The sequence below is a fragment of the Cesiribacter sp. SM1 genome (assembly GCF_020178975.1).
Classification (GTDB): domain Bacteria; phylum Bacteroidota; class Bacteroidia; order Cytophagales; family Cyclobacteriaceae; genus Cesiribacter.
Window position 1 is genome coordinate 1 of record NZ_JAHXBU010000015.1, and the last position, 23297, is coordinate 23297.

At 45.2% G+C, this 23297-nt stretch carries 22 protein-coding genes; 17 read left to right on the forward strand and 5 right to left on the reverse strand.

The genetic code is table 11. The annotated features are described in order from the left end of the window. The 5 genes from KWJ01_RS03330 to KWJ01_RS03350 all read right to left on the reverse strand — a co-directional run. Window positions 1-921, reverse strand: a 921-nt coding sequence (locus KWJ01_RS03330; protein ID WP_224994974.1) for a dienelactone hydrolase family protein, incomplete at its 3' end; no start/stop codon positions are given. Between the two features lie 766 nt (window positions 922-1687). Beyond that, window positions 1688-2617 (reverse strand): glycosyltransferase family 2 protein, encoded by a 930-nt coding sequence (locus tag KWJ01_RS03335; protein WP_224994975.1) that lies wholly within the window; start codon window positions 2615-2617, stop codon window positions 1688-1690. Window positions 2618-2621: 4 nt separating this feature from the next. Further along, the gene (locus KWJ01_RS03340; protein WP_224994976.1) at window positions 2622-3806 is read right to left on the reverse strand and encodes a glycosyltransferase family 2 protein; all 1185 of its coding nucleotides are present in this window, start codon (window positions 3804-3806) and stop codon (window positions 2622-2624) included. A 2-nt stretch (window positions 3807-3808) separates the two neighbouring features. Continuing rightward, window positions 3809-4891: a sugar transferase gene (locus KWJ01_RS03345; protein WP_224994977.1), complete on the reverse strand. Its 1083-nt coding sequence runs from the start codon at window positions 4889-4891 to the stop codon at window positions 3809-3811. Then, window positions 4884-5276, reverse strand: a complete 393-nt coding sequence (locus KWJ01_RS03350) for a response regulator (protein WP_224994978.1) — start codon at window positions 5274-5276, stop codon at window positions 4884-4886. Before KWJ01_RS03350 ends, KWJ01_RS03345 begins: the two co-directional genes overlap by 8 nt. 632 nt (window positions 5277-5908) lie before the next feature. Here KWJ01_RS03350 and KWJ01_RS03355 point away from each other — a divergent pair. The 17 genes from KWJ01_RS03355 (at window position 5909) to KWJ01_RS03435 (ending at window position 23294) form a co-directional block, all read left to right on the forward strand. Further along, window positions 5909-7285: a c-type cytochrome gene (locus KWJ01_RS03355; protein ID WP_224994979.1), complete on the forward strand. Its 1377-nt coding sequence runs from the start codon at window positions 5909-5911 to the stop codon at window positions 7283-7285. Between the two features lie 38 nt (window positions 7286-7323). Further along, window positions 7324-10578, forward strand: a complete 3255-nt coding sequence (locus KWJ01_RS03360; RefSeq protein ID WP_224994980.1) for a TAT-variant-translocated molybdopterin oxidoreductase — start codon at window positions 7324-7326, stop codon at window positions 10576-10578. A gap of 18 nt (window positions 10579-10596) precedes the next feature. Beyond that, window positions 10597-11973, forward strand: a complete 1377-nt coding sequence (gene nrfD, locus KWJ01_RS03365) for an NrfD/PsrC family molybdoenzyme membrane anchor subunit (RefSeq protein ID WP_224994982.1) — start codon at window positions 10597-10599, stop codon at window positions 11971-11973. Window positions 11974-11978: 5 nt separating this feature from the next. After that, entirely contained in the window at window positions 11979-12515 is a 537-nt protein-coding gene (locus KWJ01_RS03370; RefSeq protein ID WP_224994987.1) for a DUF3341 domain-containing protein, read from the forward strand. A 5-nt stretch (window positions 12516-12520) separates the two neighbouring features. Further along, window positions 12521-13171 (forward strand): cytochrome c, encoded by a 651-nt coding sequence (locus tag KWJ01_RS03375; RefSeq protein WP_224994989.1) that lies wholly within the window; start codon window positions 12521-12523, stop codon window positions 13169-13171. 18 nt (window positions 13172-13189) lie between these two features. Beyond that, a complete protein-coding gene (locus tag KWJ01_RS03380; RefSeq protein WP_224994990.1) occupies window positions 13190-14617 on the forward strand; it encodes a quinol:cytochrome C oxidoreductase in 1428 nt (475 codons plus the stop codon). A gap of 28 nt (window positions 14618-14645) precedes the next feature. Continuing rightward, the gene (locus tag KWJ01_RS03385) at window positions 14646-15725 is read left to right on the forward strand and encodes a cytochrome c oxidase subunit II (protein ID WP_224994993.1); all 1080 of its coding nucleotides are present in this window, start codon (window positions 14646-14648) and stop codon (window positions 15723-15725) included. Between the two features lie 17 nt (window positions 15726-15742). Beyond that, the gene (locus tag KWJ01_RS03390) at window positions 15743-17629 is read left to right on the forward strand and encodes a cbb3-type cytochrome c oxidase subunit I (protein ID WP_224994995.1); all 1887 of its coding nucleotides are present in this window, start codon (window positions 15743-15745) and stop codon (window positions 17627-17629) included. Next, entirely contained in the window at window positions 17601-18686 is a 1086-nt protein-coding gene (locus KWJ01_RS03395) for a heme A synthase (RefSeq protein WP_224994996.1), read from the forward strand. The genes KWJ01_RS03390 and KWJ01_RS03395 overlap by 29 nt, the downstream gene beginning before the upstream one ends. Further along, on the forward strand, window positions 18680-19573 hold the full coding sequence (cyoE, locus tag KWJ01_RS03400) for a heme o synthase (RefSeq protein ID WP_224994998.1): 894 nt from the start codon (window positions 18680-18682) through the stop codon (window positions 19571-19573). The genes KWJ01_RS03395 and cyoE overlap by 7 nt, the downstream gene beginning before the upstream one ends. 11 nt (window positions 19574-19584) lie before the next feature. After that, window positions 19585-20172 carry a cytochrome c oxidase subunit 3 gene (locus tag KWJ01_RS03405; RefSeq protein ID WP_224995000.1) on the forward strand — a complete coding sequence of 196 codons (588 nt, stop codon included), beginning with the start codon at window positions 19585-19587 and terminating at the stop codon, window positions 20170-20172. 34 nt (window positions 20173-20206) lie between these two features. Next, on the forward strand, window positions 20207-20965 hold the full coding sequence (locus KWJ01_RS03410; RefSeq protein WP_224995001.1) for a cytochrome c oxidase subunit 3: 759 nt from the start codon (window positions 20207-20209) through the stop codon (window positions 20963-20965). A gap of 18 nt (window positions 20966-20983) precedes the next feature. After that, on the forward strand, window positions 20984-21319 hold the full coding sequence (locus KWJ01_RS03415) for a cytochrome C oxidase subunit IV family protein (RefSeq protein ID WP_224995002.1): 336 nt from the start codon (window positions 20984-20986) through the stop codon (window positions 21317-21319). 94 nt (window positions 21320-21413) lie between these two features. Continuing rightward, window positions 21414-22061 (forward strand): SCO family protein, encoded by a 648-nt coding sequence (locus tag KWJ01_RS03420; protein WP_224995003.1) that lies wholly within the window; start codon window positions 21414-21416, stop codon window positions 22059-22061. 5 nt (window positions 22062-22066) lie between these two features. Beyond that, window positions 22067-22657, forward strand: a complete 591-nt coding sequence (locus KWJ01_RS03425; RefSeq protein WP_224995004.1) for a DUF420 domain-containing protein — start codon at window positions 22067-22069, stop codon at window positions 22655-22657. A gap of 6 nt (window positions 22658-22663) precedes the next feature. Then, window positions 22664-22930 (forward strand): hypothetical protein, encoded by a 267-nt coding sequence (locus KWJ01_RS03430; RefSeq protein WP_224995005.1) that lies wholly within the window; start codon window positions 22664-22666, stop codon window positions 22928-22930. Then, window positions 22896-23294, forward strand: coding sequence for a DUF983 domain-containing protein (locus KWJ01_RS03435; protein ID WP_224995006.1), 399 nt, complete (start codon window positions 22896-22898; stop codon window positions 23292-23294). Before KWJ01_RS03430 ends, KWJ01_RS03435 begins: the two co-directional genes overlap by 35 nt. Window positions 23295-23297: the final 3 nt, after the last annotated feature.

The window sequence follows — 23297 nt, forward strand, 5'->3', positions numbered from 1 at the left end:
CGAAAGGGTGGAAGCGCCGCTCATGCTGGCAGAAGGTCCGCTTACTTTAGTCCAGGTGGTGGATGCAATGCTGCCGTCAGCATCGGAAGCGGTGCCGCTAAGGGTAATGCTGTTGGTTGGCAGCGTGATTGTCTTGTCCGATCCTGCACTTACTGTGGGTGCCTGGTTAGATGTTCTGCTGCTTCCACGGCTGTACTGTAGCATCCATTTGTAGATGTCATGGCCAGCGCTGCCATCGTAGGTACGGGTCCAGGAGTTGTGGTTTACTCCAGGATATATCGTTAATTTGCCCAGTGGGTTTGGATTGCAGGCATTATAAGCATTCACAGCATCAATTGACTTTCTAACATTGATGGTTGGATCTGCATCGCCATGGAAAGCCCAGAGCTTTACCCCAGTGATATTACAGGAATTTGAAAGCCGTTTGTTCTCACCACAAATGGGTACAATTGCTGCCAGCTGGTTTGGATACTTATTTACATAATCGAAGGTGCTGATACCCCCCATGCTGTTGCCGGTCAGATATATTTTATCTGCGTTAACACGATATTTCTTTTTTAGCCATTCAATGTAGGAGTTCAGTTTATCTACACTCCACCATACATCAGTCTGTGGCGATACTATGATAAAGGGAAAGTCTCTGCCATTGGTAACTTCTCTTTGCGGGCCATGTTTGATTGCATCTCCCAGCTGAGTAGTGCCATTTCCTTTTTCACCAAGACCATGTAAATATATAAGTACAGGATAGTTGTTAGAATTTGAGTTGTAATCCACAGGCAAATATTCATAATAGCCATAGGGGGAGCTTGTAGAGCCTAATGGACGCGCTTTGTTGTCGCCCTGACCATACGCACTCATGCTCCATCCTAATGCTGCCAGTATGCAGATAAGTTTGGTTGTGAATTGCGCCAGTTTCTTCATTTTGCTGGTAGGTTTTGGGTGTAAAGGTGTATGTGAAAAGTACATGGTTGATTATCTGACTGTATGTACTTTAAAAGTAGAAAAAAATAGCGCTAATACCCAAAAACGGCATTTCCAGCATAATAATGAATTGTACTTATCTAATAATTATATAAATATATGGCGACGTGGGAACTGAAAAAGTTAATATTTAATGCAAGTTCTTACATGTGGATTTGTTCCACAATGTGTATGTAATGCCTTTTGTTAATTTTCACTATTATTGATCAGAATGGCGCAATCGTTTGAAATTGCTGTTATAACATAAATGAGGTGTGGAATTATGAAACGCTTTTAAGAGATAAATGCGTTTTCTTACGAAATAGTGAAACTTTTTCTACTGAAGTTTCGTAGAAGGCAAAAATCAGCCCCCGACCAGGGGGTGGGTGGTGTGCTACTCCGGTTAATGATACTACTGTACCTGGCGCAATTCTAAGAGGCTCTTCTTGAAGAGTTTCTGTTTGCGCAGATTTGACAGTGTTCAGCTATGAACGACAGAAGTGTTCTTAGAGTATATTACCTCCACCAGGTTTAGTGCACGTTATTGATCCTGTAGCATTCACTAATAAGTACAAATCTGCAGAAGCAGGCAGAGTAGTTGCCAGGAACAGGAAGAATAAGTTCGATATTAACAGGCAGATAGGGATAAGCGGGTGCTAATGGTTTGCCTGAATTACCCGTCACTTTAGGTTAGGCTTAGAGTGCAGTATTCCTTCAAGGAACTCTTTTATTTCAAAGCAGTACTCATCCCAGCAGTAGCAATCTTTTGGGCTGGTGCAGGCTTATAGCCAACGTTCCACCAGATACCCTTTATAAAGTTCCTGAGATGTTCAGGCTGTCTTTTCAGGATGTACTTGGATACACCCTTTGGAATCACACAGGCCACCAGAAACAGAAAGAACATGCTAAACTGAAATGAAGTGGTATTGCGGCGCATAAACAGTATTCTGTTGCGCGTGTGGTAATAAGCCTTCAGCGGACTTTCCTTGCCAACTGAAACAGATTCCTTATGAAATATCTCGGCCTCGGCCTGATAGTAGACTTGATATCCTGCTCTTTTGATCTGTTCAGCCCAATCCAGCTCTTCGTAGTAGAGGAAAAAGATGTCTGGCATCGGGCCAACCTTTTCAATTACTTCTTTTTTTACCATCATGGCAGCGCCATGCGCAAAATTGGTGTAGCCTGATGTGTTAAACTGCCCCAGGTCCTGCTGCTTGTTGCCCAGCGCAACGGCCTGGCCGGTAAAAGGATTCATGGCTGAGTAGCCTGCGTATTGTATAAGCTCAGGGTTAGAGAAGAACTTGATCTTGGGACTTACTACACCAATGGCCGGATCGGTGCTGAATGGCTCAAGCAGTTTGTCGAGCAGGTCAGGGGTTACTTCCGTATCATTATTTACTATAAAGACATAATCACCCTTAGCTGCTGCAATACCTATGTTGTTGCCGCCTGCAAAACCCAGGTTGCGTTCGCTTCTGATAAAGTGAACGTGCGGGTAGTTTTCTCTTATGAAGTGGGTAGGGTCTTCTGCAGACGCATTATCCACCATAATAATTTCATAATTATCATAGGTGAGCAGCCTGCAGGAGTCCAGGAATTCACAACTTACCTTTAACTGATTATAGCTTAGGATTACAATGGATACTAAGGGTTTCATCAGGTTAATGCTGTATTTGGGTATGATTGTGTGGTGTGTGAATAAAGCGGCTGTCTGCGTTCTTGAGTTTAAACAGGATCAGGAACATGATAAAGAAAACCTTTGGCACAGTTGCCAGGGCTCTTAAAAAGCGACTGTCTACCAGAAAATTTCCTAATCCGAGCAACATTGCAAACACATAGAGCATAAAGCATGCCGTCCATATAGCAAATCCAGCTGTTGAGAATTGTGGAAATATAGCTACGGCAGCAAAGCTTATCCCTGCCAGGCCCAGGAGCAGAATGCGGGGCAGCATAAGGTTACCCATAACCGACTGGTTAAAATAGTCGAGGTTTCCACTGAACAGTTGTTTGAAGCCAACAGCAAAAGATTCACGCAGATACTTAAACTGGCTGCTTACCCATCTGCGGCGCTGGTTCTGAAACTTATCGGCATTATCTACTTTTTCATCATACACAAAAGCATGAGGCTGGTATTTGATGAACTTACGCCTGCGTAAAATATCCAGTTGTAAAATTTTATCGAAACCGCCAATGGCTTTGTTAGAGGCCAGTGCCTCTCTTACCAGCTGGTAATCGAAGGCCATGCCTGAGCCAATGATAGGTGCCGAAAGTCCGATGGCGTTAAAACCACGGCGGAAAAGGTGATTGTTAACCCGCTCACTGGCTGCATCGAGTACTGCAAAAGAGGTGTTGAGGTTTTTAGCGGTACGGCAGCCCTGTACAGCTACATGGCCCTGCTCAAACTCGGCAGCAATTTTTCTTAAAAAGTCCTTTTCCATTACGTTATCAGCATCCAGGATCACTGCAATATCAAATGGATCGCATATTTGAGAAAAGGCTGTGTTAAGTGCTTTAGCTTTGGTGCTCTTATCAAAAGAAACCTCTATTACACGTATGGGAAGGGTACGCAGCCTTTCCAGGGTATCGGGTTGCAGAGAGTCTGCCACCACTACTACTTCGTAACGGTTTTTGGTGTAGGTCTGGTTTAGGGCCTCAAGGGCAGTATGGTAAATAACACCATCTTCTTTATAGGCCGGTATCAGCACACAGATCCTGAAACGGTCTTCGCTAGAATATAGGCTGGGGAAACGGCGCAGGCGGCCTGCCAGTGCCGGGATAAAAATGTACAGACCAAAGATCAGGAGGTAGGCTAAGAGGGAGTATTCCAGTATTTTTAAAACTATCATTTTTAAACCGATTCTTTTTGTAGCAGCGCTGGCACAGTTTGCGCCATGATTTTAATGTCAAACCAAAGGGAGCATTCATCGGCATACTGCATATCAAGTGCAATGCGTTCTTCAGCCGACATTTCTTTTTTACCTCTTTTAGTTACCTGCCAGAGACCAGTGATACCTGCCGGAGCAAGAAAGCGTTTAGACCACAGGTCACGCGTAATTTTTTCTGCTTCGTACAGTGGCAGCGGGCGGTTACCTACTATCGACATATCTCCGATCAGCACATTGATAAGCTGCGGAAGTTCATCAAGGCTAGTGTTACGGAGAAACTTTCCGAAACGTGTAACACGTGGGTCATTGTCGAATTTCAGGAAAGAAACACCAGAGGCAGAGTTATACTGGTTTAAAGCCAGCAATTTGTTTATCTCCTGGTCTGCGCCCACGCGCATGGAGCGGAATTTATAAAAATTAAAGATCCTGTAGCCGGTACCCACTCGTTTCGAGATATAGAATACTGGTCCGGAAGACTCTAGTTTGATGATCAGTGCGATCAGTAACAGCAAAGGGCTCAACACCATCAAAAGAGAGAAAGACACTATAATATCGAAAACTCTTTTGATAAGAGAAATGCGCAGGTGTGGAAAATCAGCAAAGGAGTGATTGGTATCCAGCCTTTCATCACAGGTGAGGTGTAGAAATTTAAGCCTGGCAATCAAATCTTCCGTGTCTACCTTACCGGCATAAAAATCATCGGCACCTGCAACCTTAGCCTTTAGTTTGTTGGCCACACTTGCGTTTTCTAGCAATAAAACGCTTGGTACTTTGCACAGGTTGGGGCAACGCTCCAGGTTAGCAATAAACGTATATGCTTCCTCTCCCTTCATATCTTCCTGACAAAGGATAGCATAGGGTAGGGGGGAGTTGGCGTAAACATCAGCCAGCAACTTAACATAAGCTTTGAAAGCATCTTTGTACAACAGGCATTGAAAGCCCTCGTTTTGCAGTTGCTGAACCAATACATTATTTATATCCTGGCCTATATATATAATAGTATTGGAATAGACAGGAGTAGCGGGAACATCTAATTTTCTACGCATCTGCCACTGAAAGTTTTTGGTTTGAAAGAACTTCATTGATCGCTTTCAGTAAATCCGGGGGATTGAATGGCTTGGTAAGACATCCAAAGGCTCCGGCAGAAAGGCATCTGATTTTTGTAGCCTCATCATCGAATCCTGTAAGCATGATCACAGGAATATCCCGATAGTAACCACTGCTTCTCAAGTGCATAAGCAGGTCAAATCCATCTAACTGGGGCATATCGATGTCGGACAGAATAAGATCGGGTAAATTGCCCTTATCCATCCAAATGAGTCCTTTATGGCCGTTCTCAACAGATACAACATCAAATTGATCCTTGAGTAAAAAATTCAGGAGGGTGCGCACAAAATAGTCATCCTCTACAATCAGAACTCGCTTACGCATAGATTTAAGTTTTAAAAAATGGCTGAAAGATTCACTGATCATTCTTGTAGCTCATTCTGCTAATCGCAAGAATTGATCATAATTATAGGAACACTATATCAAATAGTTTCTCGTGACTTCGCTTATAAAAATTTGTACTTTTCGCTCGCCACAAAGTTATTTAATTGAAACATGAGAACAAATTATTGAACATTTCTTTTCGTCTCTTATCAATTAAAGATTTATTAAAAAATTTTAAAGCTTTATACTTTAATACCGTCTTACTTACGGTGGGCCTATCTTTTAGGTTTTCCGATTTATAAAAAATCTTAAGTATTATTTAAGAACAGATACCCTTTTAAACTACTAATATAAAAAAAGGTTGCTCTTGTCTTTTATAAAATTAACGGGTATACCGCGCTGAAAAAACTGCACACGTTTGAAGGAGACAAATTGTGTGGTGGCCTCAGTACACTCCCTGTTATTTAAATTGATTCTAAATAATGGGTTAATGAGGTGTTGTTTGATAAGCATCAGAATATCAGCAAGTTATAATGTTCTATCAAATTAATAAGTAAGAGAAAAGAAAGTATATCCTTGTTGTTTAAAAGGTGTACCGGTCGTAGATTTGTGCCGAATTTTAGAGATACAACATGTCGGAAAATCATCTAGATATGCTGGAAGAAAGCGTCTCGAAACCGGGATTTCTACGGTCAATTGCGGTTTTGATGTTGGCTGGCCTGCTAAGCATAGGCAGCGCACCAGTTTTAGCTCAGGCACAGGGCTCAGGAGCAGATCCACAAGTACAGGAACAGGATGCAGCAGAGGAGATAAACAAAGCTCCGGTTGCTACCCCTGCCGGAGATGGGGCAATTCCGGAGACGGAGGAGGCTATAGCCGCCGGTGAAACCCTGTTTAAGAACAACTGCCAGCAATGCCATGCTATTGGCGAAGTGGTAGTAGGGCCGGCACTGCAGAACGTTCATCAGCGGCGTGATGTGGAGTGGCTGAAAGCATTTATACGTAACTCACAAAAGGTAATCCAGAGTGGCGATCCTTATGCAGTTAGCCTGTATAATGACTTTAATAAGACACAGATGCCAGCCTTCAACTTTAAGGATGAGCAAATCTTGTCTATACTGGCTTATGTAAAAGCACAATCTAACGTTGCCCCTGGTAACGATCAGGGTGTTGCTTCTCCGGATACAGAAAGTAAGTCTTTGGGAGAAGGGGAGGGCGCCGGTGCAACCCCAGCATATATCACCGTTATATTAGTAGTATTGGGTGTAGTGCTGGTGCTGGTGCTGATCGTGCTTGCACTTGTGCTCGCAGTACTGCGCCGTTACCTTACTCAGCGCTCAGATCTGGATGCTACAGATAAGGAGATAGTTAACAGCCGCATTAGCCTGAAGGGTGTAGTGAGCAGCAAACCATTCCTGTTCCTGCTCATCTTTATCTTTACTGCTGTTGTCTTTAAAAATGTAATTGACGGACTCTACAGCATAGGTGTACAGCAGGGCTATATGCCAACCCAGCCAATTGCCTTCTCACATAAGCTGCACGCAGGCACCTACCAGATTGGCTGTAACTACTGCCATACCGGAGCATACAAGGCAAAATCTGCCAACATTCCATCAGTGAATATCTGTATGAACTGCCACAATACAATTAAAACTGACTCTCCTGAGATCATGAAATTGTACGCAGCACAAGACAACAATGCTCCTATAGAATGGGTACGGATTCACAACCTGCCAGACCTGGCTTATTTTAACCACTCTCAGCACACCAGTGTAGGTGGGTTGGAGTGCCAGACCTGCCACGGTCCTATTCAGGAGATGGATGTGGTGTACCAGTACAGCAAACTTACCATGGGCTGGTGTATTAACTGCCACCGCGAGACAGAGGTAAGAACAGAAGGTAATGAATATTACGATAAGCTTGTGAAGCTTCATGAAGTGAGCACAGCTACAGGTAATATGACTGTTGAAGACATCGGCGGCCTTGAATGTTCACGCTGCCACTACTAAAATCAAAATCAATATCTTATTGATCTTATATAGATAAGATGAGCGACAACAATAAAAGATACTGGAAAGGTCTGGAGCAGCTTCAAAATCAAGAAAGCTTCGTTCGTGCAAATGAGCGTGAGTTTCCGGAGTTCCTGCCAATAAATTCTAACCACGGCGAAGGTGGACCTTCCAGACGTGACTTCTTAAAAATGATGGGCTTTGGTATTGCAGCGGTGTCTCTGGCTGCTTGCGAGGCTCCTGTAAAATATGCAATACCCTATCTCAACAAGCCTGTTGAAGTAGATCCTACCATCCCTAACTACTATGCATCTACCTATGCACAGGGAGGAGACTACTGCAGCATTGTAGTGAAAACAAGGGAAGGCCGTCCTATCAAAATAGAAGGCAACCAGTACTCTAAGATCAGCCAGGGTGGTACCGATGCCCAAATACAGGCTTCTGTACTTGCTCTATATGATAATACAAGATTACAAGGTCCTGTTGCCGTAAAAGAAGGCGGTAATGTTGAAAAGGTAAGCTGGGAAGTGCTGGATAAAACCACCATTGGCCGCTTACGTCAGGCAAAAAACCTAAGGGTAGTAAGTAACACCATCCTTAGCCCCAGCACCAAAGCCGTTATCAATGATCTGATCAGCACCTATGGTGGTGAGCACATTGTTTATGACCCTGCTTCCAGCTTTGCGCTGATCGAAGCCCACAGAGAAAACTTTGGCCAGGCAGCGGTTCCTTCCTACAACTTCAATCAGGCAGAAGTTATCGTTGGTTTCAACGCCGACTTCCTGGGTACCTGGTTGTCTACTGTAGAAAATAACAAGCAGTATAGCAAAACTCGCAAACTGAGCGAAGACAATAAAACTATGTCTCGCCATTATCAGTTTGAATCGATGATGACGATTACCGGAGCGAATGCTGATTACAGAACGCCTATTCGTCCTTCTGAAGAAGGTATGGCAATAGCAGCGCTTTATAATCTGATAGCAGGAAGTAATGCTACTTCGGTAAATACCAGCAGGCAGGCAGGCGAGATTAAACACCTGCAGAAAGCCGCTAACGATCTGCTGAAAGCCCGTGGTCGCAGCATAGTTGTTTCTGGTTCTAACGATATTGCCGTGCAGCGCATGGTGAATGCCATTAACCAGGCACTGGGCAACTATGGTAAAACTATAGATATTGATAATCCTGCCTATTACAAGCAGGGGAACGACCGCAACATGGCTCGCTTCGTACAGGAGGCTGCCAACGGACAGGTTGATGCAGTTATATTCTACGACTGTAACCCTGTTTATGACTATGCCGGTGGCTTAACGCTTGCACAGGCATTATCCGGCAAGGTTAACTTTAAGATCTCTACTTCTTATAAGCTCGACGAAACCGCTGTTCTCTGTAATTTCGTTGCTCCGGATCATCACTACCTGGAGTCCTGGAATGACTATGAGCCAAAGCAGAACCAGTATAGCTTTGCACAGCCTACTATCCGTCCTATTTTTGTTACCCGTCAGGCACAGGAAAGCTTCCTGATGTGGGCAACAGGCACAGCTACACCATACGTTGAGTACCTGCGCAACCGCTGGAGAAGCAATCAGTTTGCTCAGCAAAACCAGATAAGTGATTTCCAGACATTCTGGGATACCCTGCTTTTCACAGGTATTTACGTTCCCGGCGAACGTTTCGATGTTCAGATAACACCTGGTGGTGCCGATGAAGTAATAGAAGGCGGCCCATCTAAGGCAATGACAACTCCAGACAGCGTTGCAACCACTGCAGCCGCTGTAAACAGAAACACTACAATCAGTACACCAATTGTAGGAACTGCTACAGGCCTGGAGCCGGCGCCGCAAATAAGCTACACTGGCAATGCCGATGCAGATGCAAGGGCTATTGCAGGTACCTATAAAACTAATCCCGCTAATGTAGAGCTGGTAATTTATCAAAAAGTAGGAATTGGCACAGGCCGCCAGGCTAATAACCCATGGCTGCAGGAACTTCCCGATCCTATTACAAAGGTTACCTGGGATAACTATCTGACTATACCAATCTCCCTGGCAACCGAATGGGGGATGGAGAATGAATTAGGTCAGGGCAAAACAAAATTTGCTAACATCACCATAGGGAATGCAGAACCGATTAAGATACCTGTACTTATTCAACCAGGTCAGGCCAACGGTACTGTAGGTATTTCACTGGGGTATGGCCGTAAGGTAGCAGGTTTGGTTGCAGATAATGTTGGTGTTAACGCTTATCCGTTCTTAAGAATAGATAATACCGGCGTAGTACACTACAACAGGCTGGAAGGGGTAAGTGTAGAGCTTGTCGACGAAACTTACCATCTGGCACAAACCCAGACACACCAGACCTTCATGGGCCGCGAAACTGTAATACAGGATACCACCCTGGCTGAATACCAGGCAGATTCTAAAGCAGGTCGCTTTGAGCCAAAGATTGCATCTTCTCATGGTCCGCTGGATCCTAACGCTGTCAGCCTCTGGGATGGCCACGTGTATCCAAACCACCACTGGACCATGGTGATCGATATGAACAGCTGTACCGGTTGTAGTGCCTGTACTGTTGCCTGTAACGTAGAGAACAATATTCCGGTAGTTGGTAAAGCAGAAGTGCTCAACCGCAGGGATATGCTATGGCTGCGTATTGACCGTTACTACAGCTCTGATGCCGTAGATAACCTGAATGAAATGGAGAAAGCTTCTGAAAATCCGGAAGTTACTTTCCAGCCAATGCTTTGCCAGCACTGTAACAATGCTCCCTGCGAAACGGTTTGTCCTGTTGCTGCTACAACGCACAGCACAGAAGGCATTAACCAGATGGCTTACAACCGCTGCATAGGTACACGTTACTGTGCTAACAACTGTCCTTATAAAGTACGTCGGTTCAACTGGTTCAAATACCACGATAACGAGGAGTTTGCATTCAACACACCTATGAGTAATGACCTGGGTAAAATGGTGCTGAACCCTGACGTAACAGTTCGTGCACGTGGTGTGATGGAGAAATGTACCTTCTGCGTACAGCGTATTCAGGCTGGTAAACTTAATGCCAAGCGTGAGGGACGTCGTCCGGTTGATGGCGAAATTGTTACTGCATGTGCCAGCGCCTGTCCTACAGATGCCATCACCTTTGGCGATATCAATGATCCGGATAGCCGTGTGCGTCAGCTGCTTGCCACTGAAGTTGAGGGCCGTGCCTACAACGTTCTGAAAGAGATTGGTACCCGTCCGAACGTGTACTACCTCACCAAGATCCGCAATAAAGACCTGGAACAAACAACTGCATAAATTATAAAGAGATAACCTATGCAAATATCTGCACCCGTCCGGGAACCGTTGGTAACCGGTGGTAAAACCATCAAAGATGTTACCTACGATATTAGCCGGCATGTAGAAGCGCCACCTACCAATCCGCGCTGGCTTCTTGCTATGGCGGTATCGTTAACCCTGCTGGCCATTGGTACCTACGCAGTATTCCGTACTGTGTGGGATGGTATCGGCATGTGGGGAAACAACAAAACAATTGGCTGGGCCTGGGACATCACAAACTTCGTTTGGTGGGTAGGTATCGGTCACGCAGGTACCCTTATTTCTGCAGTTCTTTTGTTGTTCCGTCAGAAATGGCGTACATCAATCAACCGTGCAGCAGAGGCGATGACAATCTTCGCCGTTATCTGTGCACTTCAGTTCCCGATCCTGCACACGGGTCGTCCGTGGCTGTCAATTTACTGGGTGTTCCCGCTGCCAAATACCTGGGGTTCCCTTTGGGTGAACTTCAACTCTCCGCTGCTGTGGGACGTATTTGCGATCTCGACTTACTTTACAGTATCGCTGGTGTTCTGGTACATTGGTCTAATTCCTGACTTTGCTACCATCCGCGACCGTGCCAAAGGACCTATTGCACGTGCCATTTATGGTGCTCTTAGCTTTGGCTGGACAGGTGGTGCCAAAACATGGCAGCGTTACGAGTCTGTTTCTCTGATCCTTGCAGGTCTTGCAACACCACTCGTACTTTCTGTGCACACCATTGTATCCTTCGACTTTGCAACATCGGTAATACCGGGCTGGCACACCACGATCTTCCCGCCTTACTTCGTAGCAGGTGCGATCTTCTCTGGTTTTGCCATGGTACTTACCCTGATGCTCATTACCCGCAAGGTGTACAAGCTGGAAGATTACATCACCATGTCGCACATAGAGCTGATGAACATCATTATCATCATCACTGGTTCGATTGTGGGTGTAGCCTATATCACAGAGTTGTTTGTAGCCTGGTATAGTGGGGTAGAGTACGAGCAGTATGCTTTCCTTAACAGAGCTACAGGCCCTTATGCCTGGGCATACTGGACCATGATGACCTGTAACGTAATTTCTCCGCAACTTTTCTGGTTCAGAAAAATACGTACCAGCATTGTAGCTACATTCATCCTTAGCATTATTGTAAACATAGGTATGTGGTTTGAGCGATTTGTGATTATTGTTACTTCGCTGCACCGCGACTACCTACCATCGAGCTGGGCTATGTTTTCTCCAACCATTTATGATGTTGGGGTATATGTCTTTACCTTCGGCCTTTTCTTTACGCTCTTCTTCCTGTTTGCTAAGTTCTTCCCGGTGATCAACATGGCAGAGGTGAAAAGTGTACTGAAGTCTTCTTCTTCAACTGAACAGATTAACCGATAAATAAGATGGCTGTAGCACATACAGATAACTATATACTGGGCCTCTACGACGACGAAGATTTGTTGATGGATGCCATAAAACATGTACGTTCAAGTGGCGTGATCATAGAAGAAGTGTATTCACCTTTTCCTATTCACGGAATAGATGAAGCACTGGGCTACAAAAGAAGCCGCCTTCCCATAGCTGCCTTTTTGTTTGGTTTGCTGGGCACAACCCTGGCACTTACCATGCAGATCTATATGCTGGGGTTTGACTGGCCTATGATTATCGGTGGTAAAGACTTTGTATCACTGCCTGCCTTTATTCCAGTTACATTTGAGCTTACAGTATTAATTGGAGCTTTGGGCATGGTAGCCTGCTTTATGGTAGTCAGTAACCTAAAGCCTTATGGCAAGCCACGTATTTTTGATACTCGCAGTACAGATAACCTGCATGTAATGGCCATCAACCTGAAAAGTAACAGGCTGTCGCCTGCAGAAATCAGAGATGTTCTTGCTGCAAGCAGGGCTGCGGAAATCAATGACAAATCTTTTGAACTTTAGTACCTATGCTGAATAGATTGCACATAAATATTCTTGGCTGTGCTGCCCTGCTGGCCGGGTTATCAGCCTGCAGTGCCGGGGAAGATAATCCTGGTCTGGAGTTCGCACCGCAGATGTATCACTCGGTACCATACGAGCCACTAAGCCAGGTAACAGACGAGTCACAGGGTAAATGGTTAAGCACTAAAGCTGATGATAGGGGAGAGTTCTTCAACTCAAACCCATACAACCCTAACCGTATGAATATGCGCTTACCTGCCGAAGGTACAGTTGCCAGAAACGGACAGGGGATTTTGCCTTTCCGTTTGCCAAAAGATACCATTGGCGGTGATTACTACCTGCAGCAGGCAGCTACTACATTGAAGAACCCACTGCCTGAAACGCAGCAGATAGTTGATAACGGTAAAATACTGTATACTAACTTCTGTTATCCCTGCCATGGGGCCGAAGGTAGAGGCGATGGACCTGTAGGGTTGGTTTATAAGGGTGTGGCTAATTTAGCCGGCGGTCAGGTAGCACAGGCATCTGAAGGCCACCTCTTCTATGTTATTACCCATGGAAGAGGCCGTATGTGGCCACACGATAAGCAAATTAGTGTAGAGGATCGTTGGAAAATAGTTCGCTACGTTCAAACCCTTCAACAACAAGGACAATAACGATAATCAACCTTATTGATGGAACATCCTATCCATATAGACGAACGTTACAAATTTTCTTCGGGTCTGAAGAAAGTATTGGGTATTGTGCTGATCATAGGCGTAGTGCTGCTGGCAGGTGGTATCATAATGGGCGTAATGGGTGTTGGTGAACACCATGAAACCAGTACTGATGCAGCCAACCCTCTTTATAACTTAAAAGAAGCCAGTGAGACCCCTTTTACAACACAGGGGCCTACAGAAATGTCGCCGGAATCTGGCGTAGTGGAGCATGATGCCGCTCATGGTGATGAAGCTCATCCACGTGGATCCGGCAATGCTGCAGCTGATGCTGCCACCAGCCACGCTGGTCCAACCTGGCTTACCAGGCTATATTCAAATTTCTGGATCAATAATCTGTTCTTTACTGGTCTTGCTATCGCAGGCCTATTCTGGGTAGCCATACAGTATGCTGCACAGGCCGGATGGTCTGCAGGCTTTAAGCGTATACCGCTGGCCATGGCCAGCTGGTTGCCCGTTGCTGCTGTACTGATGCTGGTTACCTGGCTTATCGCCAATCATGATTTGTTTCACTGGACGCATGAGGCGCTCTATGATGAAACAAGCCCTGATTATGATCCGATCATTGCAGGTAAAAAAGGGTATCTGAATACTTTTTTCTACCTGGCACGTATGGTGGTATTCTTTGCCATCTGGATCATCTTCTTTTACCTGATTCGCCGCGAATCTATGCGTGAGGATATTCATGGAGGTACCTCTTACTGGTATACACTTCGTAAATACTCGGCTATATTCCTGGTGCTTTTCGCGGTTTCATCTTCAATGGCTGCCTGGGACTGGGTGATGTCTCTTGACCCGCACTGGTTCAGTACACTGTTTGGCTGGTATGTATTTGCCAGCTGGTGGGTAAGTGCCATTGCAGCTATAACACTTATTGTAGTACTGCTGCGCGAGGCTGGTTATCTAAAAATTGTGAATGCTAACCACCTGCACGATTTAGGTAAGTTTTTGTTTGCCTTCAGCATTTTCTGGACTTACCTGTGGTTTTCACAGTTCCTGCTGATCTACTATGCAAACATTCCTGAAGAGTCGATCTACTACATTGAAAGACTTACCAGTGACTATTATTCGCCTATCTTTTTTATTAACCTTTTCCTGAATTTCTTATTTCCATTCCTTGTTCTGATGACAAGAGATGCAAAAAGACATTCAATATTCCTGAAGATAGTTTGTACTGTTGTACTGTTTGGCCACTGGCTGGACTTCTATCTGATGGTAACACCGGCTGTGATGAAAGATTTTGGCGGATTTGGCCTGATGGAAGTCGGTCTGATTCTTATTTACGCTTCGGCTTTTGGTTTTGTGGTGATGAGTGCTCTTACAAAGATGAATCTCATTCCTAAACATCACCCAATGCTGCAAGAGAGCATGCACCATCATATTTAATTTTTAACGTAAATTAATTCGGACAGTAATGTTTGGAGTACTGATAGCCATTGGCGTAATCATCCTGTTAGCGATCCTGATGCTTCTATATCGTGTGTACACGCTTGTAAGCGTTGCACGTGGTACAGATAAGATTCGTGTATCGGCTAGTAATAAAGTAAATGCCGTTCTCTTCCTGGTCTTTCTGATCGGATGTAGTGGTTTGTTTTTCTGGTATTCATTCGATGCATTCGATAATTACCAGCAGCCAGTTGCAGCCGCTCATGCTGATGACTATGAATCACTTTTCTGGGCAACCATGTGGGTGTCTGTTGCAGCCTTCATGCTTACCAATATTGCCCTGTTCTACTTTGCTTTCCGTTATCAGTACAGGGAGGACAGAAAAGCCCTCTTTTATCCTGATAACACAAAGCTTGAAATTGCCTGGACCATCATTCCTGCCATTGTACTGGTATCGCTGGTATTCGGTGGTTTCAAGGTTTGGAATCAGATGACAGAGGCTGCTCCCGAAGAGGCAGAAGTAATAGAAATCATGGGTTACCAGTTTGCATGGGAGGTACGTTATCCCGGTGCTGACAGAAAGCTTGGTGAGTATGACTATCGCTTTATATCTCCTGAAAACCCAATGGGTCTGATTGTTGAAGACCCTGCCACCAAGGATGACTTTATACCACTGGAAATCCACCTGCCTAAAGGTGTTCCTGTGGAAATAAAGATCCGTGCCCGTGATGTGATCCACTCAGTAAGCTTGCCACACTTCCGCCAGAAGATGGATGCAGTGCCAGGTATGCCTACCCGTATGTGGTTTATACCAACGAAAACTACAGCGGAGATGCGTGAAGAGCTGAACGATCCTGACTTCAATTATGAGTTAGCCTGTCAGCAGATTTGTGGCCGTGGTCACTTCTCTATGAGAAAAATTGTAGTTGTAGATGAACCTGCTGATTATGAAAAGTGGAAAAGAGAGCAGGAGCCCTGGTTAGAACCTGGCGACCAGGAGCCATCAGAAGGTGAAATCGATACTAATATTCGCACACAGGAGGCAGTAGATGCTGCAGGCACAGAAACAGAGCGGGTAGAAGCGGCTACCACCACTACTCAACAATAATTTACTAAAGCTAAAGAATGGCAACCATACAATCCCATAGTTCCCATGATGCTCATGCAGACCTGCATGAAGAACATGCGCATCATGAAAGCTTTATTACAAAATACATTTTTACAACAGACCATAAAATGATCGCCAAGCAGTTCCTGGTAACAGGTCTGCTGTGGGCTTTTGTTGGTGGTTTGCTGTCTATGTTCTTCCGTCTGCAGCTGGGCTTTCCTGAAATGAGCCAGGAGTGGCTGCGCCCTCTGCTGGGTGACTGGATTAACAGCAGTGGTAAAATTGATCCTAACTTTTATCTGGCCCTTGTAACCATGCACGGTACCATCATGGTATTCTTCGTGCTTACTGCAGGCTTGAGTGGTACTTTCTCAAACTTCCTGATCCCGCTGCAGATTGGTGCACGCGATATGGCATCAGGTTTCATGAACATGCTCTCTTACTGGTTCTTTTTCCTGTCAAGTGTTATCATGTTCTGCAGCTTGTTTGTAGAAACTGGTCCTGCAGGTGTAGGCTGGACAGTGTATCCCCCGCTTAGTGCATTAGAAGAGAGTATACCAGGTGCCGCTCTGGGAATGACCCTGTGGCTTACCTCCATGTCTCTGTTCATTATATCACAGCTACTGGGTGGTGTAAACTATATAGCTACAGTAATCAACATGCGTACAAGGGGCTTATCTTTTGCTAAGCTTCCGTTAACAATCTGGGCGTTCTTCCTGACAGCTGTATTAGGTCTTCTGGCTTTCCCGGTACTGTTTGCCGCTGCCCTTTTGCTGATCTTTGACCGTAGCTTTGGTACCAGTTTCTACCTGTCTGAAATTTATCTGAATGGCGAAGCACTTCCTCACGTAGGCGGTAGCCCACTGCTTTATCAGCACTTGTTCTGGTTCCTGGGTCACCCAGAGGTGTACATCGTTCTTTTACCTGCACTGGGTATCACTTCTGAAATTATAGCAACCAACTCACGCAAGCCTATCTTTGGTTACCGTGCAATGATTGGTTCACTGCTTGGTATTTCAGTACTGTCGTTCGTAGTGTGGGCCCACCATATGTTCGTGTCTGGTATGAGCCCGTTCCTGGGATCTGTGTTCATGTTCCTGACACTGATCATTGCGGTACCATCGGGTGTTAAGGTGTTCAACTACCTGACAACACTCTGGAGGGGTAATATTGTCTTTACACCGGCAATGCTCTTCTCTATCGGTCTGGTATCGCTCTTTATATCTGGTGGTATCACGGGTATCTTCCTGGGTAACTCTGCGATTGACGTTTACCTGCACGATACCTACTTTGTAGTAGCACACTTCCACCTTGTAATGGGTGCTGCCTCATTCTTTGGTATGATGGCGGGTGTGTACCACTGGTTCCCTAAAATGTTCGGCCGTATGATGGATAACAAACTGGGTTATCTGCACTTCTGGCTAACATTCGTGGGTGTTTACATGGTGTTCTTCCCACTTCACTATATAGGAATCGCTGGTTTCCCGCGTCATTACTATACCTGGACTAACTTTGAAGCATTCAGTGGTTTTACCGACCTGCATGCATTTGTAACAGTTGCTGCGCTTATCACTTTCAGCTCACAGCTGATCTTCGCCTTCAACTTCTTTTACAGCATGTGGTTTGGCCGCAGGGCTACTGCTAACCCCTGGCGCTCTAATACCCTGGAGTGGACAACTCCGGTTGAGCCAGGCCACGGCAACTGGCCGGGTGAGATCCCAACGGTATACCGCTGGCCATACGACTATAGCAAACCAGGTGCAATCGAAGATTATATTCCGCAGAATATACCTTACAGCATGACGCCGGGCTCTAACCTTCCGCATGAAAATGAACTGGTTGACAGGGAGAAGGATGATGATGCGATAATCATTGATGAGTCTGAAACTGACACAACAAAATAATTCTCACGCAAAATCATATGGTAAACTGGCTATAATCACCATTATAGCCGTTTACCTTTTGATTTTAGTAGGAGGTATTGTACGGAGCAGCGGTTCCGGCATGGGGTGTCCCGATTGGCCAAAGTGTTTTGGAAACTGGGTACCGCCCACAGACGAATCTCAATTACCTGCGGGTTATCAGCAGGTGTACATGGAGAAGCGTTTGGCTAAAAATGAACGTTTAGCCCTTTTTCTGGAACGGATTGGTATGGCAAATACTGCCAGCGAGCTAAGAACAGAAGAGGCTATCCTTCAGGAGTCGGAATTCAATGCTGTTAATACCTGGATCGAATATATAAACAGGCTGGTAGGAGTAATGATTGGATTGCTGATCATTGCCACCTTTTACCGTTCTTTAAAATTCTGGAATTACAAAAGAAGCATCACCATATTAAGTGGTGTGGCACTGGTGCTGGTATTATTTCAGGGCTGGCTTGGCTCTCTGGTGGTATCTACAAACCTCTTACCCTGGATGGTGACCATCCACATGCTGCCGGCTTTGTTGTTAGTAGCACTGCTGGAGCTGGCTGCTTTCAGGGCAAAGGAACAACATAACAGGCGCTTTAGCCAGGTGAAGGGTGCCACTGCAGCTTTATGGGGTGCCATTGTACTTACCGTGTTACAGGTTGTACTGGGAACTCAGGTACGGGAGGCTATCGATACCATAGCAGCGGGTATGGGTTTTCAAAACAGGGTGCTTTGGGTAGATCAGCTGAATGTGGTGTTTTACATACATCGATCTTTTTCCTGGGTGCTGCTGCTGGTGCACATTTATTTAGTATATATCTGCTCCAGGGCCAGAAACAGGGAACTTAGCCGCTGGGCAACTGTTTTGCTGGTAGTAGTGCTGGCTGAAGCTGTTGTAGGCATTGTGCTGGCTTATTTTGGGTTTCCTGCCTATTTGCAGCCTGTACATTTGCTGCTGGGCACGCTCTTATTCGGATTGCAATTTTATATGTTATTAATTGTTCGTAGCAGTACTACAGAACAGGTAAATCATAAACTTCAAACATGTTAGCAGCTAACACTAGTAAATCACAGGCTGTTGTCGGAGAGTATCTTAAAGTGCTTGCTGAACTGCTTAAGTTCAGACTTTCCTTTCTGGTAGCTTTTTCTTCTGCCTTTGGTTATTTACTGGCAATGCAGGGGCCCGTACAGTGGCACCAGCTGATTATGCTTACTATTGGCGGCTTTTTGGTATCAGGAGCTGCCACCACCATCAACCAGGTGCTGGAGCGCGATTATGACCGCCTCATGAACAGAACCATGAACCGGCCCTTACCAACAGGCCGTGTGTCTATACAGGAGGCTTTGTTGATTGCGGGTTTTGCCGGAGTGCTTGGTCTTGTTCTTCTAACCCTCTATACAAATTTACTGACCACAGCCTTATCGGCTTTGTCGTTTCTGCTTTACAGCTTTGTGTATACACCCATGAAAAGGGTAGGGCCCATAGCTGTTTTCATCGGTGCTATTCCTGGTGCACTGCCACCCATGTTAGGATGGACTGCCGCTACGGGTGCAATATCTGCAGAGGCACTGATCCTGTTCAGTATACAGTTTGTGTGGCAGTTTCCACACTTCTGGGCTATTGCCTGGGTAGCCGATGAGGATTATAAAAAAGCTGGATTCAAACTGCTGCCACAAGGTGGTCAGAAAGATCTTCGCACGGCTATACAGATCATGTCATATACATTGTTTCTGTTACCGCTAGGCCTGCTGCCCACCAAACTTGGCATCACCGGCATTAATTCAGCGCTGGTAGCAACCATTTGTGGAGTGCTCTTCCTGTTTCAAACATTTACACTCATGAAAGACTGCAGCCATAAATCTGCGCTTAGGCTGATGTTTGGCTCGTTCATATACCTGCCGGTTGTGCAGATTGCGTTTTTGTTGGATAAAGTATAGTGGAAAAGAATATGCAAAATATCAATCTAGCGCATGTAGAAGGGCCACAACAGACCCTTACCATGCATCCGAAGAAGTTCGTTGTCTGGTTGTTCATTGTAGCCATCTTCATGATGTTTGCCGGCTGGACAAGCGCTTTTCTGGTAGCCCGTTCAGAAGGTGATATCCTGAACAATGAGTTACCACAGCTGTTTACCATCACAACTGTTATCCTGCTGATTAGCAGCATTACCATGCACCTGGCTAAAAGAGCTGTTCGGCAGGATAATCTGGCTGCTGGCCGCCTACTGCTAGGCTTAACCCTGGTGTTGGGTACTGCTTTTCTGGTAGGGCAGTGGATGAGCTTTGGCCAGCTTGTAGCACAGGATATCTACTTTGTTGGCGGTAGTGCTATTCAAAGCTTCCTGTATGTATTGCCTTTTATGCACGGTCTGCATATTATTGCGGGGCTAATTTTTGTAGGCATCGTTTTGTTCCGGATTTACCGCTACCAGGTGCATGGCAGAAATATGGCCTCCATTGAAATGTGCGCAACCTTCTGGCATTTTTTAGATGGACTTTGGCTATATTTGTTCCTCTTTTTAACGCTGAACGCTTAAACCTTAACTGATCATAACTTCTTTACCTGATTCTATGGCAACCGAAACCGTTAGCATGAATAGACCAAAGCGGGGCCTTTGGGATGGCGGCCAGTCACCCATGAATGCCAGCTACGGCAAACTGATGATGTGGTTCTTTCTGCTCTCCGATGCGTTTACTTTTTCAGCGCTGCTTGTAGCTTATGGCATGATCCGCTACAGCAATCTGGCAAATGAAACAGCGGTAGGAGGTCTTGGAACCTATGTTCCTTCTCAGGAAGCATGGCCGGTACCCGATATGGTATTCAATGCTGTTCCTTTCCTGCATGGTGTTCATTTACCACTTGTGTTTGTGGGTATCATGACTTTCATTCTGATCATGAGTAGTGTAACCATGGTTTTGGCAGTTGAGGCCGGACACAGAATGGATCGTCGTGCTGTTCAAAAGTACCTGCTTTGGACAATTATTGGTGGTATTACTTTCTTAGGTTGCCAGGCATGGGAGTGGAGTCACTTTATTGCCGGTTCTGATACAGGTATTTCGCTGGCCGATGGTACCAAGTTCTACGGAGCTAACCTGCACGTTAATGAATATGGTCCGCAGCTCTTCGCAGATTTGTTCTTTTTCATCACCGGTTTTCATGGTACGCACGTACTTAGTGGTGTGGTGCTCCTGATCCTGATTTTCTTCAATACGGCAGTAGGTACTTACGATCGCCGCGGCCATTACGAAATGGTTGAGAAGATTGGCCTTTACTGGCACTTTGTTGACCTTGTATGGGTATTCGTTTTCACGTTCTTCTATTTGATCTGATCCATAAATCAATAATCCATGGCTCAAATTAACGACCATCACGATGCAGAGGTAACTCCTCAGCCTGCCAATAAAGAACATATCAAAAAGATATGGAAAACAGCCCTTATACTGGGTGCAGTTACAGCAGTTGAATTCATCATTGCCTTCACCATGGAGGCAAACATGCTAAGGATTGCCATCTTTATTGGCCTTACCGTTGTAAAAGCATTTTACATAGTGGCAGAGTTCATGCACATGAAGTATGAAACAAAATCTCTTGCCTGGAGCGTAATTTTACCTACCATCTTTATTGTCTGGCTTATCATCGCCCTGCTCACAGAAGGCGGCCAGGTCTTACAAGGAAGAATGTAAATATTAAAGCCGGCTTTGCCGGCTTTTTTTCTTTTGAATAAATTATTCTGATGCTCCTCTTGTTTAGAGGAGTAAGGGCTGAATAAAAATTTCAATGCGTAAAACTGTTTTCCTCTTCATATTGCTGCTGATACCGGTAGCAATTGTTCTGTTCCTGCATCGTTTCGGCGAAAACCGTTACGAAATACCTGTATACTACAGTAATGCTGCAGAAATGTCTTCAGACATCTGCGTATTTCCTGAAGGTCAGCACCTGATTCCGCCTTTTACTTTTTCTGATCAGGATAACCGCCCCACCAGTGAAGAGTGGTTAACAGATAAAATAACTGTTGTAGATTTTATTTTTACCAACTGTCCCAGCATGTGTAAAGAAATGTCGGCAGAAATGCTAAGGGTACAGGAAGCCTTCAGGGATGATGCACAACTGCAGCTGCTTTCTTTCACTGTAGATCCGGAGCATGACCAGCCTCAGGTGTTAAAGGAGTATGCCAGCAGGGTAGGCGTTGATGAAAAGAACTGGCGTTTCCTGACTGGAGATAAAGCCCCGCTTTATGAGGTTGCCCGCTGTGGATTTTTACTGCCTGTGCAGGAAGGCGATGGCGGAAGTGAAGATTTTATCCATAGTAATAAGTTTGTACTCGTAGATGGTCAGCGCCGCATCAGGGGATACTATGATGGAGATGACCGCCAGGAGGTTGACAGGCTGATACAGGAAATCAGAATTTTAAAAACAGAGTTTTAGTAACAATGGCAGAGCTGATTTATCCAAAAAATGAAAAGAACCTGCTGCGTGGCATTATAGCAGTATCTGTAGCAGTACCTCTGGTAGTTGCTTTTCTTTTATTTTCTCCATTCAAACTTAACCTGCCGGTTGAACTGGTTCAGCACTTTCCTACGCTAATTGCAACCATCAACAGCACAACGGCAGTATTGCTTGTTGCGGCCCTTGTAGTAGTACGCAGGCGCAACATAAAGCTCCACCGCCAGCTAATGCTTGGCGCTATGGGATTAGGAGCCTTGTTCCTTGTGTTTTATGTGATTTATCATGCCAGTGTTCCTTCCACAAAATTTGGTGATGTAAATGGCGATTACATACGCGATGCTGCTGAGCAGGCTGCAGTAGGCTACAGCCTGTATGTATATACTTTTGTGCTGCTTACGCATATAGTATTTGCCGCAGTGGTATTGCCTTTTGTACTGATGGCTGCTTATTTTGCGTTAAAGGATAAGATAAGCCTGCACCAGAAAGTAGTTAAGTGGGCATATCCCATGTGGTTATTCGTAAGCATCAGCGGGGTGGTGGTTTATTTTATGATCAGACCTTATTACCAGTTTTAACAAATAATGATAAAGCTTATACAAAAAGGGGTACTCCTGATGGGTTTGTTGCTGTTGCTGGCAGAAACAGCCGTCGCACAGTGCGCCATGTGTAGGTCTACGCTGGAAAGTAACGTAAGCGATGGTTCATTTCTGTTAACCAGTGATAATCTAAACACAGGCATTATCTACCTGTTTGTAAGCCCTTATTTACTGGTTTTGGCTGTAGGCCTTCTCTGGTATTACAATGCCCGGAAAAATGCCCGAAATATCCACCGCAGAAGCTATTCTTAAAGCTAAGTGCCCTCGCTGTCACAGGGGCGATATCTTTATACACAATGCCTATCATCCGGGCTTCAGCAAAACAAACAAACTTTGCCCTCACTGCGGTTTGATGTTTGAGCGTGAGCCTGGTTTCTTTTTTGGTGCCATGTACATTAGCTATATGTTCACCGTTGCCATTATGCTTGGCACTGCTTTTGTGTTATATTTTGGATTCAATGATCCTCCGCTCCTGGTGTATCTACTGAGTGTACCACTGATAACCGTATTGCTGGTTCCGCTAAGTTTCAGGTTTTCCAGGGTACTATATCTGTATGCCTTTGGCGGTGTAAGCTATAACAGGTCTTATGCAGAAGGCCGGCCGAATCCAAAATAAACC

Coding starts and splice junctions, on each gene's coding strand:
- KWJ01_RS03375 (WP_224994989.1), top strand. CDS start 12,521: ATGCTGAATAGATTGCACATAAATATTCTTGGCTGTGCTGCCCTGCTG.
- KWJ01_RS03370 (WP_224994987.1), top strand. CDS start 11,979: ATGGCTGTAGCACATACAGATAACTATATACTGGGCCTCTACGACGAC.
- KWJ01_RS03395 (WP_224994996.1), top strand. CDS start 17,601: ATGAGTCTGAAACTGACACAACAAAATAATTCTCACGCAAAATCATAT.
- KWJ01_RS03360 (WP_224994980.1), top strand. CDS start 7,324: ATGAGCGACAACAATAAAAGATACTGGAAAGGTCTGGAGCAGCTTCAA.
- KWJ01_RS03415 (WP_224995002.1), top strand. CDS start 20,984: ATGGCTCAAATTAACGACCATCACGATGCAGAGGTAACTCCTCAGCCT.
- KWJ01_RS03410 (WP_224995001.1), top strand. CDS start 20,207: ATGGCAACCGAAACCGTTAGCATGAATAGACCAAAGCGGGGCCTTTGG.
- KWJ01_RS03340 (WP_224994976.1), bottom strand. CDS start 3,806: ATGATAGTTTTAAAAATACTGGAATACTCCCTCTTAGCCTACCTCCTG.
- KWJ01_RS03355 (WP_224994979.1), top strand. CDS start 5,909: ATGTCGGAAAATCATCTAGATATGCTGGAAGAAAGCGTCTCGAAACCG.
- KWJ01_RS03380 (WP_224994990.1), top strand. CDS start 13,190: ATGGAACATCCTATCCATATAGACGAACGTTACAAATTTTCTTCGGGT.
- KWJ01_RS03385 (WP_224994993.1), top strand. CDS start 14,646: ATGTTTGGAGTACTGATAGCCATTGGCGTAATCATCCTGTTAGCGATC.
- KWJ01_RS03425 (WP_224995004.1), top strand. CDS start 22,067: ATGGCAGAGCTGATTTATCCAAAAAATGAAAAGAACCTGCTGCGTGGC.
- KWJ01_RS03430 (WP_224995005.1), top strand. CDS start 22,664: ATGATAAAGCTTATACAAAAAGGGGTACTCCTGATGGGTTTGTTGCTG.
- nrfD (WP_224994982.1), top strand. CDS start 10,597: ATGCAAATATCTGCACCCGTCCGGGAACCGTTGGTAACCGGTGGTAAA.
- KWJ01_RS03350 (WP_224994978.1), bottom strand. CDS start 5,276: ATGCGTAAGCGAGTTCTGATTGTAGAGGATGACTATTTTGTGCGCACC.
- KWJ01_RS03405 (WP_224995000.1), top strand. CDS start 19,585: ATGCAAAATATCAATCTAGCGCATGTAGAAGGGCCACAACAGACCCTT.
- KWJ01_RS03435 (WP_224995006.1), top strand. CDS start 22,896: ATGCCCGAAATATCCACCGCAGAAGCTATTCTTAAAGCTAAGTGCCCT.
- cyoE (WP_224994998.1), top strand. CDS start 18,680: ATGTTAGCAGCTAACACTAGTAAATCACAGGCTGTTGTCGGAGAGTAT.
- KWJ01_RS03345 (WP_224994977.1), bottom strand. CDS start 4,891: ATGCGTAGAAAATTAGATGTTCCCGCTACTCCTGTCTATTCCAATACT.
- KWJ01_RS03390 (WP_224994995.1), top strand. CDS start 15,743: ATGGCAACCATACAATCCCATAGTTCCCATGATGCTCATGCAGACCTG.
- KWJ01_RS03420 (WP_224995003.1), top strand. CDS start 21,414: ATGCGTAAAACTGTTTTCCTCTTCATATTGCTGCTGATACCGGTAGCA.
- KWJ01_RS03335 (WP_224994975.1), bottom strand. CDS start 2,617: ATGAAACCCTTAGTATCCATTGTAATCCTAAGCTATAATCAGTTAAAG.